Consider the following 8,301-nt stretch of genomic DNA (forward strand, 5'->3'; position numbering starts at 1 on the left):
AGACTCATTAACGCTTTCGCTGTTCAGTTTTCAAAGAGCATTTTGTCGTTCTCTCTCGAGGCGACTTTTCTATCTTATCATACCGTCTAGGCTTTTGCAAGATGTTTTTTCAAAAAATCTTGTTCCGCTTAGCGCGACAATTCAATACTTTATCAAACAATGCTCAAGAAGTAAATAGCTTTCGTAACATTTCTTCTTGAAGTGTTGCTTCAACCGAAGCGACAAGAAGTATCTTATCACGTATTTTTAAACAACACAAGAGGTTTTTATAATAAAATTGAATTTCTTTAAATCACATTAAAAGAGAGGCGAATCACTCGCCTCTCTCTGTTACTGTTCCATTACTCTCACAATAGATAAATGTCGAGCTTCGACTAAGTTTACGATTTTTCCACCTGTTTCGACCAGTGGTCTCGTTGGGTGATTTCGATCTGTAAATACGATCTTCCCAATGGTCCCATCACTTAATTCAACGAGCGTTCCTACAGCGAATTGAGTGATCCCCTCCACAAATGTCCGAACAATGGTAGGATCAAGTTTCCCGAAGCTATCCTGCACTAATTGCTCCACCACTTGATAGGGAGACAACGCCTTTTGGTGCACACGATCCGAGCTCATTGCGTGATACACATCGGCCACAGCGACGATTTTACTGTATAAATGCAGTTTAGAACCAGGCAAACCTAGTGGATAGCCTGAACCATCTTCTCGCTCATGATGTTGCAAAGCCGCTAATGCTACACCTTCACTTAAACCGTGGGATGACTTAATAATTTGGTAGCCATACACGGTATGCTTCTTCATCTCTTCGAATTCGTCTGGCGTAAGCTTCCCTGGTTTTTGCAAAATCCGCCGATCAATTTTCGTTTTTCCTATATCGAGCAACGTACCCGCCAATGCGACCTGCATCCATTCCTTTTCAGGCACCTTGACCCATTTTGCAATCATATAAGAAATAATCCCAACCGCTATGGCATGCTCGTAGGCATAGCTATCCATCCTTGCAAAGTGCCGAAGGGAGAGAATAACTTGTGGTTGCTGCTGAAACTCCGTAATAATCGGCGTAACAACTTCCCTGACTTCCATAACTGGTATGTTATTGCCGCCTTGTACGCGGGTCATCAAATTTTTTAGTGTAGACACTGCTTTATCAAATGACTCCTGAAACACAGGTTTCGTTTGGGTAAACTTCTCAGAAGCTTCTGGCGTATCTACCTTAGTGGGTTCACCTTGGTCAGTCACAGCCCCTCCTGAATCCTCTACTTGTACCTGCTTGATCATGAACGCTTCTAAGAATTGAACTTCTCTTTCATAGAGAGGGGTTCCTTTTGCAAAAAGAATGCCTCCCAATGCTGTAAATACATCTTCAGCCAATTTCGCTCCAAGAGTCAGTTGTTTCACTTCCACATTGGGCAACCTGCTCACCACCCGATCCAACTTGTTAATGATATAGTATCCATTTCCCAATTTTACTCTAAACCCAAACCATTTGCAGGAAAAAAGCACTGGGCAGGGCAAACTTTCAGCACTTACACGAAAAAACGCCCCACATTATGCGGGACGCTTTCGTCGTGATTTTCTTTATTCCTCTGTCGGTTCAGTAGGTTCGGTAGGCTCGGTTGCTTCGACAGTCTCTCCGTCTTGCAGATCTTCGATTCTCTCTTCCGCATCTTCATCCGACATATCCTCATCCTCAGTTGGAGGACACTTAGCGACTGATCCTACTTGCTCATTTTCAGATAAACGGATCAGTTTCACACCTTGCGTGTAACGCCCCATCACAGAAATACCTTTCATTTCTGTGCGAATGATGATACCGGAAGTGGTAATAATCATCAGATCTTCTTCAGGCTCAACCACTTTCAGCCCAACGACCGGACCGCTTCGATCGGTTACATTGTGTGTCTTAATTCCTTTACCGCCACGAGATTGAATGCGGTATTCATCAACAGGCGTCCGTTTTCCGTAACCATTAGCCGTTACAATGAGTACTTCTGCATTTGGTTTAATAACGTCCATATCGATGACATCATCATCGTCGTCAAGGGTAATCCCCTTCACACCGGTGGCGTTACGTCCCATCGTGCGTACGTCTCCCTCATTGAAACGGACAGACATGCCTTTGTGAGTACCCATGATGATTTCTTGTTGGCCATCCGTCAGACGAACACCAATCAACTCATCATCTTCGCGCAGGTTAACCGCAATCAGTCCACCTTTACGAATATTTTCATAGGACTCCAGCGTGGTTTTCTTAATAATCCCCTTCTTGGTCGCAAAGAACAGGAAATGTTCTTGATCAAACTCCTTCACAGGGATTACCGCACTTACCCGCTCCCCTTTTTCAATCTGAATGAGATTGATGATTGGGGTACCTTTCGCTGTCCGGCTCAGGTCAGGAATCTCGAATCCTTTTAGGCGATAAACCTTCCCTTTGCTCGTGAAGAACATGATGTAATCATGCGAGTTGGTAATGTACAGATGCTCGACAAAATCGTCATCCTTGGTTCCCAACCCCTGCACGCCACGTCCACCACGTTTTTGCGAACGGTAGGTGGAAACAGGCAGACGCTTAATATAACCGTCATGCGTCAGGGTGATTACGACATCTTCCTCTGGGATCAAATCAGCATCTTCGATATGATTCTCATCGAAAGTAATTTCCGTGCGTCTTGCATCACCAAACTTCTCTTTGATCTCACCCAGCTCTTCGCGGATGATCGCGTAGATTTTGGCTTCGTCTGCAAGAATAGAACGCAATTCAGCGATTTTCACCATGAGCTCTTGGTATTCGTTCTCGATTTTTTCTCGTTCCAAACCAGTCAGGCGTTGCAGACGCATATCGAGAATGGCCTGTGCCTGCTCGTAGGACAAGGAGTAATTTTCCATGAGTCCTGTGCGAGCTTCTTCTGTGGTTTGGGAAGATCGAATCAAGCTGATAATCTCGTCAATATGATCCAACGCAATGCGCAAGCCTTCCAGGATATGCGCACGGGCTTCTGCTTGCTTGAGATCGTATTCGGTCCTTCTGCGGATAATAACGCGTTGGTGCTCCAAATAGTAAAAGAGCATGTCACGCAGATTCAATACACGCGGACGACTGTCAACGAGTGCCAGCATATTCACACCAAATGTAGACTGCATTTGGGTATGCTTAAACAGATTGTTCAATACAACCTTTGGAATGACGTCACGGCGCAATTCCATAACGATACGCATACCTTTGCGGTCAGACTCATCACGAAGGTCGGTAATGCCTTCGATTTTTTTCTCGCGCACTAGTTCCGCAATTTTTTCCACGAGTCTAGCCTTGTTCACCTGATAAGGGATCTCTGTTACAATGATGCGCGGTTTTCCTTTCCCATCCTCTTCAATCTGGGTTTTGGCACGCATAATAATGGAACCACGGCCTGTTTCATAGGCACGACGAATTCCACTGTAACCGAGAATTTCCCCCGCTGTAGGGAAGTCAGGTCCCTTGATAATTTTCATCAAATCTTGAATCGTAATATCAGGATTATCAATCATGGCAATGACGCCATCAACAACTTCCGTCAAGTTATGCGGCGGAATATTGGTAGCCATACCTACAGCAATCCCTGATGCACCATTCAGTAGCAGGTTCGGGAAACGAGAAGGCAATACAACCGGCTCTTCTTTGCGTCCGTCGTAGTTAGGAGTGAAATCGACCGTTTCTTTATCAATATCGCGCAAAAGCTCCAGCGCGAGCTTGGAAAAACGCGACTCCGTATAACGCATCGCCGCTGCCGGGTCGCCGTCTACAGAACCGAAGTTCCCTTGCCCTTCAACCAGCATGTAGCGCATGTTAAAATCTTGGGCCATACGTACCATCGCTTCATAGATGGAAGAGTCACCATGCGGATGGTAGTTCGCCATTACTTCCCCGACAACGTTTGCCGATTTACGGAACGGCTTGTCAGGAGTAAGACCCATATCGTGCATGGCATACAAAATACGCCTGTGTACAGGCTTCAAACCATCGCGAACGTCAGGCAAAGCCCGACTGACGATAACGCTCATCGCATAGCTAATGAACGATTCTCTCATTTCGTGGCTAATATCGACTTTTGGAAACCGAGCAGTTTCTTCTGCCATAAAGGGTAAACCTCCAACTGGTTATCACAATACTTCATTATACCATATAGAGAGAGGACACGTCCAAAAAATCCAGTTGAATCAATCCATTTCCACAAGATTTTCCACACATTTTGGCTGCGCACTCACGAATTTCGGATTATCCCTAAATATTCCAACTCTGTTTCACACTGGTTCATCACACAAAACAAAAAAGGCCCCTACATTCTGGCGCCTAGAAGTTCATGTTTTTTCACGTGTATTTATGATCATCTTTACAGCTTCACGACCATTTCCAATTCGGAGGAGTGAATCATTGTCTTCGTATCGATTAACAATCCGAACGTAATCGCGATCATCTGTAGTAGTTTTCTCATGGTGTATCCCTCCGTTTTTTGAATGTACTTTGATTTTACAGGGAATGAAAACCTAGTCCTATCGATTTGGGTTTCAATTTCCTTACACTCTTGTAAGAAATGCAGGAAGTATGGGAAAAGTGTGGGAAATGCCTTCAACAACTGCTTAAGTCCGTTTGACGATGTACAATAAAGTGAGAATCTAAAGGTTCACGGAGGAATCCTATGAAGACCTTTCACATTGCTATCGTAGACGATGACATCAATATTCGTCAGATCGTCGAAGCCTATCTGCAAAAGGAAGGCTATGTTACAACTGCAGTTGAATCAGCCGAAGAGGCTATTACTTTAGAGCAAGAGAATCCCCCCGATCTATGGGTATTGGACATCATGTTGCCCGGTATGAATGGCTATGAGTTTTGCCGACGTATTCGTGCTGGATCAGAGACGCCTATCATCATGGTTTCTGCTCGCGACGAAGAAGTAGACAAAATTCTAGGATTAGAGCTAGGAAGTGACGATTATCTCACCAAACCTTTTAGCCCTCGTGAATTAGTGGCACGTGTGAATCGGGCAGTCCAACGTTGGAAACAGATGAAATCCCATGCGGAAGAATCCCCTTTCACTGCGAAAGACAGTAACCCGGAAGAGGCCGCTAACAACGCTCTTGTATTAGATAAGGAAAAACGTCTGGTATATTCTTTTGGGGAGGAAGTAGAGGTGACCTCAAAAGAGTTTCAGGTGCTCAGTCTTTTATCGGAGCATCCGAATCGGGCTTTTTCCCGAGATGAGCTGCTTTCTCTTATATGGGGATATGATTATTTTGGAAGTGATCGAGTGGTTGATGATCTCATTCGTCGTATCCGAAAAAAGCTGGACAAGATCCCTCTCGAAACCGTCTGGGGCTTTGGGTATCGCCTGCGAACTTTGGAAGGAACCAAGGGTGAATGAGTATCCAATTTCGCATTACGTTGATGTTCGCTCTTCTTCTCTGTCTTGTCATGGGGGTATCCGCTGTTCTGATCAATTCGTTTTTGCTGGATAATTTAATCGAACAGCAAAAGAATGAATTAAACCTAAAAGGGCGATTCTGGATTGAAAAAATGGACGAATCGAAAGTAAAGATTGAAACTGAGGGAGTCGCAGAACTCGAAAAGCTTCTCGTTTCCAATCGCAAGATAGAAGTTTTGCTCTTAGGCAAAAAGAAAAAAGTACTCTATACGTCCCTGCCTTCTTCCAATTTGAATGAATGGATGGATGCCCTTGAACGGAAAGCGGAGAAAAGGCAAAATCGAAACATATGGATGGTCGGTAGCGATGATTACGTGGTCGTTAACTTGGCTTTTAAAAACGACGAAAAGCAACGACTGATTCTTGCCTCTCCTGTCCGTGGACTAAAAGAGATTCGTATGGAGATGACGAATAACATATTGTTCATCGTTTTGATTGGAGCCGTATCCACGATTTTGCTCAGCTTTTTTATTACGCGTAGTATGGTGAAGCCACTGCATAAATTGACGAGAGAAATTAAAAAGGTTCAATCGCGGCGTTTTTCCGAAGTCCAGCTCATTCCTGCTCGCGGTGAGATTGCTGAAGTCTCGAATAGTGTTTACTCCATGGCACAAGAACTCGATCGTTTTCATGAAATCCAGCGGCAATTTTTACAGAATGCTTCCCACGAGCTAAAAACCCCTCTCATGTCCATTCAGGGATATGCCGAGGGAATTCGCGATGGCGTTTTTGTTGATGATGCTGCTGAAAAAGGTTTTCATGTCATCGTAGAGGAAACCAATCGATTGAAGCATATTGTGACTGAAATTATATTGTTGGCCAAGCTTGAAGGCGAAGAGAATTTGTTTGATCCCTCATGGCATTCCGCTACTGACCTAGTGAATCGGGCCATTGAACGCTTACACCCTTTGCAGTTCCAAAACAATGTAACGATTTCAGTACGTTCGACTAAAACCAATGACGTAGTGTACGTCGATGAAGGAAAGTTTCTTCAAGCCTTGTTGAATATCATTGGAAATGCTTTGCGTCATGCCAAGGATCAGATCACGATCGAAATCAATCCAGGCAAACGCCAGCTCCAAATAGAAGTACAAGATGATGGTGAGGGCATCCCGGAAGAGCTTCTCCCTCATTTATTTCATCGTTTTGTGAAAGGAAAAAATGGTGATGTCGGACTGGGGCTAGCTATTTCTCGAGCAATTATTGAACGTTCGCACGGTCGTCTCCAAGCAGAAAATGGTCCACTCCACGGCGCTGTTTTCCGCATTATCCTTCCCTTTTATCCGCAGCCTGAAAACTAACTAACACCCGAGTATCTAGTGTCTACTCGGGTGTTTTTCTTTCAATCGATATCTTTACCGCTACATGTTCCCGGAAATTTTCGCCGTGAGCGCGTTCCTGCCAATACGCATAACCATGACAGACGCGATCAAGCAAAATATTCCCGCAATGATAAACATGAGAAAGTAACTATTCGACACGGTATAAATGACTCCTCCACCGTAAGCTGCCACAGCAGCACCTAATTGATGTGCAGCCAGTATCCACCCAAACACAATTCCTGATTGCTGTTTTCCAAAAATATCGGTTGTCAACTTAAGTGTCGGAGGAACAGTGGCTACCCAATCTAAGCCATAGAAAACGATGAACAAGCCCAGGGTAAACGTAGAAGAGGAAAGCGCTGCTGGAAGCAGCATTAACGAAAATCCCCGTAAACCGTAATACCAAAACAAGAGCCAACGATTGTTAAAGCGATCCGATAGCCATCCCGACAACGTGGTGCCGATAATATCAAATATCCCTATGAGAGCGAGTAAACTTGCAGCCGTTACCGCTGGAATGCCGTACTCCATACAAGCAGCTATAAAATGAGTACCGATTAAACCATTTGTAGAGAGACCGCAAATAAAAAAGCTGCCAGCCAACAACCAAAAATCAAAGGAACGAGCCCCTCTTACTAAACCATCAACAGCTGCACGAAAAGGGTTTTGCTTGATGTCTTCTATTTCCTGATCAGCTTCTGTCGCGCCAAATGCCTGAAGTCCCTTTTCACTTGGTCGATCACGCATGAAGATTGCCACAATCGGAACCAAGATTAGCGCTGCTGTTGCAATCACCCACGATGCCGTACGCCAGCCATCTGATTCAGCCAAGCTTGCGAGAAGAGGAAGAAATACCAACTGTCCTGTTGCACCGCTTGCTGTTAATATACCCATAACCAATCCGCGTTGCTTCACAAACCAGCGATTTGCAACCATCGCTCCCAATACGGAAGCCGTGCATCCTGAACCCAGTCCAACAACGACTCCCCAAAGTACAGTCAGTTGCCAAGAGGCCTGCATCCAAGTAGTGAGAGAGGAACCCAATGCTAACAGGATAAGAGCAATGATCGTGATTCGCCTTATTCCGAATCGATCCATGACTGCTGCTGCAAACGGGCCTACCAATCCGTATAGCAATAGATTAATGGACAGCGCTATGGAGATAGAAGAACGACTCCAGCCAAATTCTTGTTCAACAGGAACCATAAATACACCGGGAGCAGAGCGAATTCCAGCACCGATCAAAAGGATAAAAAAGGTGACACCGGCAATGATCCAAGCATAGTGGAGCCGACTCGAAGAAGCTTGTTTCATAATGACATGACTCCTTTTTTAAAAAATACGTCAGAAATTTCAGTTTTCAAATAGTACAAAAAAACCATCCAAGCTGGATGGCTTCTTTTATTCCCTGAAAACTGGATCTGCATGATCAGTTGCTAAGTGTGTGGATAAGTCCTCGACCGATTAGTATTCGTCAGCTCCACGCGTTACCGCGCTTCCACACCGAACCTATCACC

The 8,301-nt window shown here is 44.7% G+C and carries 5 protein-coding genes; 2 read left to right on the plus strand and 3 right to left on the minus strand.

Annotated elements, in window-relative coordinates:
* Positions 1 to 330: 330 nt before the first annotated feature.
* Both ASG16_RS02010 and gyrA read right to left on the minus strand, forming a co-directional pair.
* Positions 331 to 1,416 carry an HD-GYP domain-containing protein gene (locus ASG16_RS02010; RefSeq protein WP_198674179.1) on the minus strand — a complete coding sequence of 362 codons (1,086 nt, stop codon included), beginning with the start codon at positions 1,414 to 1,416 and terminating at the stop codon, positions 331 to 333.
* Positions 1,417 to 1,581: 165 nt separating this feature from the next.
* Complete coding sequence (gyrA, locus tag ASG16_RS02015; protein ID WP_056492446.1) at positions 1,582 to 4,116, minus strand: DNA gyrase subunit A; 2,535 nt, start codon at positions 4,114 to 4,116, stop codon at positions 1,582 to 1,584.
* A 560-nt stretch (positions 4,117 to 4,676) separates the two neighbouring features.
* Between gyrA and ASG16_RS02020 the strand changes: the two genes are divergently transcribed.
* Positions 4,677 to 5,402: a response regulator transcription factor gene (locus tag ASG16_RS02020; RefSeq protein WP_056492449.1), complete on the plus strand. Its 726-nt coding sequence runs from the start codon at positions 4,677 to 4,679 to the stop codon at positions 5,400 to 5,402.
* Entirely contained in the window at positions 5,399 to 6,763 is a 1,365-nt protein-coding gene (locus ASG16_RS02025; protein ID WP_056492452.1) for a sensor histidine kinase, read from the plus strand. Before ASG16_RS02020 ends, ASG16_RS02025 begins: the two co-directional genes overlap by 4 nt.
* A gap of 60 nt (positions 6,764 to 6,823) precedes the next feature.
* Here the strand turns inward: ASG16_RS02025 and ASG16_RS02030 are convergent, their stop codons facing one another.
* Positions 6,824 to 8,098, minus strand: coding sequence for an MFS transporter (locus tag ASG16_RS02030; RefSeq protein WP_056492455.1), 1,275 nt, complete (start codon positions 8,096 to 8,098; stop codon positions 6,824 to 6,826).
* Positions 8,099 to 8,301: the final 203 nt, after the last annotated feature.

This window comes from Brevibacillus sp. Leaf182, assembly GCF_001423865.2.
Taxonomy (GTDB): Bacteria; Bacillota; Bacilli; order Brevibacillales; family Brevibacillaceae; genus Brevibacillus; species Brevibacillus brevis_C.

Excerpts from the sequence above, each read along its gene's own strand:
- ASG16_RS02020 (WP_056492449.1), top strand. The coding sequence starts at position 4,677 with ATGAAGACCTTTCACATTGCTATCGTAGACGATGACATCAATATTCGT.
- ASG16_RS02025 (WP_056492452.1), top strand. The coding sequence starts at position 5,399 with ATGAGTATCCAATTTCGCATTACGTTGATGTTCGCTCTTCTTCTCTGT.
- ASG16_RS02030 (WP_056492455.1), bottom strand. The coding sequence starts at position 8,098 with ATGAAACAAGCTTCTTCGAGTCGGCTCCACTATGCTTGGATCATTGCC.
- gyrA (WP_056492446.1), bottom strand. The coding sequence starts at position 4,116 with ATGGCAGAAGAAACTGCTCGGTTTCCAAAAGTCGATATTAGCCACGAA.